The sequence below is a fragment of the Pseudomonas sp. GM80 genome (genome assembly GCF_000282515.1).
Taxonomy (GTDB): domain Bacteria; phylum Pseudomonadota; class Gammaproteobacteria; order Pseudomonadales; family Pseudomonadaceae; genus Aquipseudomonas.
This window is the reverse complement of the sequence record NZ_AKJD01000025.1, coordinates 1-2864: the sequence shown is the minus strand read 5'-3', so window position 1 is coordinate 2864 and position 2864 is coordinate 1. Positions and strand designations below refer to the sequence as shown.

Here is a 2864-nt window from a genome sequence, read left to right as displayed (position 1 = left end):
GTTCACCCGAACATCGCGGCTCAGCGCCAGGCTCGCCTGCACGCCAACCAGCGCGGCGTCGCGCACCAGTGCCGAGCTCTCCACCGAATAAGGCGTGCCAGCGCTGGCAAAACGCAGGTGCTGTTCAGCGTCGATATCGCTCAGGCTGTGCTGCCAGCCGAGATGGCCGCTGACATTCAGCGACTGCGCCGCCGACAGATTGAACGTCTTGATCGCCCGCACCCCGAGGGTGCTCAGCACCGCATCGCGCTGATCGCCGGAGCTTTTCAGCGCGGCAGCGTCGCCCTTCTCGGTGAAACCTTCCGTGTCGAGATGCACGTACGCCAGGTTGGCGAACGGTTCCAGTGCCAGCGGTTGCAGGTGCAGCCGATACGCCGCCTCGGCAAAGACTTGCGTGGTGGCCGCGTCCACTTTGGCTTTCTGTTTGGCACTGACTTCGCCGTAATGCAGATCGCGTTTGACGTCGGCGCGATGCCAGCTGTACGCCGCACCGGTGCTCAAGCGCCAAGCGCCGATGTCGTGACCGGCGTAGGCGCCGAGGTGATAGCTGTCGACCTTGGCCGAGGAGTGTGTGCCCGAACCCATGCTCAACGAACTGTCGCTGTAGCCGGTGACCAGACCGATGCGCGTCTGCTCATCCAGCGCCCCGTCGACACCGGCCAACAGGCCGCCAATCGAGGTGCTGTAACCCGCTGTGTCGTGGCCCGAATCGGTGCTGCCCCAGGCGCCGAGTGCCTTGACCCAGCCGTTGCCTTGCGCCGCACTGGCATCGTGCAAGCGCTCGCCCACGGCATCGCGCAATTGGCGGCTGTCGTTGATCAGCACCGAGCCCAACGCTGGGTAAATTTCCCCGCTGAGTTGCTGGAAGGCTTGTTGCGCGGACGCCGCCGAAGGCGACAGCAACAGGCTTTCATACACCGAGTTGCCGGCGCCCAAACCCTCGACAGCCGCCGCGACCGAACGCTGATTCGGCGTCTGGCCGACGCTGGCGAAGGACGTTGCGTTGCGTTCGATGTTGAGTTGAATGCCGTTGGCGGCATAATCGAGGCTGCCACCGATGAACAGGTAACTCGGCAGCACCGCACCAAACTGGCCCTGAACGCCAGCGGCTGCCTGCAGGATGTCGTACTGATGACCGAGCAGGCTCTGCACTTCAACGGTGCTGAGCAATGTCGGGCTGTTTTCCAGCGACAGGCTGACCGTGGCGCCGCTGATCGAGGCTGCGCCTCCGGCGACGATGCGGTCGCTGCGGGTGGGCGACAGCTCCACGGCGTAGATCGAGCCTGGGGCAAACGTCACGTCACCGGCCACCGCCAACGTGCCGATGGAATTGCCTGGCGCCACGCGACCACCGCTGTTGGCGGTCAATGCGCCGATGCGTCCGGAACCGCCCAGGGTGCCGCTGTCGTTGACGGTGACTGCCGAGGCCAGCGAACCGTTGACCGTGAGCAGGCCGCCATTGATGGTAGTCGGACCGCGATAAGTGTTGTCGCCGCTGAGGACCAGGTGCCCGGCCCCGGATTTGATCAGGCTGCCTTGATACAGCCGCCCCGCCGCTGCAGCCTCGCGGGCCATGCCGACTGCGTAATCGGTTTGATCCTGCTGACTGGCGCCAGCCGCCACACCGTTCTGCCAGCCTTTGTCTTGCAGCGTCTGCTGCCAGGCACTGTGCTCGGCTAGGTCTTCACGTTGGCGCTGGATCAGCGCCTTGTCGGAGATGTCATTGCTCCAGACGTCGCTTTGCCCAGCGCCCAGATTGGCGTCGAACGCACCGAGCAATTGCCCCGGCCCGCGCATCGCCCGGCTCAGGTTGGCCACGCCCCAGCCGACCCGCTCGGTCGGCGCCTCGGTCACCGAGCCATCGAGTTGCGTGGCGGTGGTCAACAGGGTTTCCAGCACCTGCTGATTGTTCATGTACGGGTAGCGCTCCATCACCAGCGCCAGTGCGCCGGTCGCGTGAGGCGCCGACATCGAGGTGCCGGACTTGATCGCGTAACCGCCACCGGGAATGGTGCTGTCGATTTTCGCGCCGGGCGTGGTGATGCACCAATACTTGGCGATGCCGCATTGGTTGTACTTCTGCTGATTACTTTGATCGAGCCCCGACACGGCCAGCCAATGGCCTTCAAGCTCCGGCTGAAAGTACGGCAGCGCCGAGCGTACGCTGGCATTCGGGTAGCCGCTGTTGCCGGCGCTGAACACATTGATCACGCCGCGTTGCGAGGACACCTCGGCCGCCGCGTCGAGCCAGGTGCCCCGATTCCAATGCTGCGCGTAGGCGGCATGCAGATCGGCCAAGGTTCGATAACTGACATCCGGCGGCTGACTGCCCCAACTGTTGTTGATTGCGCGCACGCCGGCATCGGCCAGGGCGTTGTACGCGGCTTTGAAGTAGCGCGGGTCTGGATTGGGGCCGAACAGAAAGCTGTCATTTTTATTGGTGTTGCCGACGTAGATCTGCGCGTTGTAGGCCACGCCGTGCATACCGCTGCCGTCGCGCGACGCGCCCATGGTGCCAACGACGTGAGTGCCGTGGGAGTCGTTGTTGGGGTTGAGCGTGCCATCGACATTGAACAATGAGCCGTCGACGTAGCCGCCGTTGGCCAGTACCGGGTGATAGCGGTCGGTGGCGAACTCGGGATGGGCGGCATCGAAACCGGAGTCGAGAGCGCCGATTTTCACGCCTTTGCCGGTGATGCCAGCGGCATAGGCCTGATCGGCCTGCATCCGGCTCAGCCCCCAGTCACGCAGGAACTCGGCGCTGCGCCAACTGGCGGAATCGCCGGGTTTGCCGGTCTCCAGGTACTGCGCCTGAGCGTGGGTTGTCGAAATCACAAGCAGCAGGGTGCCGACCGAAATCGGCT

Annotated in this window: 1 protein-coding gene; it reads right to left on the bottom strand. The window is 64.5% G+C overall.

Annotated elements, in window-relative coordinates; all coding sequences use genetic code 11:
• The coding region (gene eprS, locus PMI37_RS03045; protein ID WP_008077910.1) for an autotransporter serine peptidase EprS at positions 1 to 2864 on the bottom strand (2864 nt) is incomplete at both ends.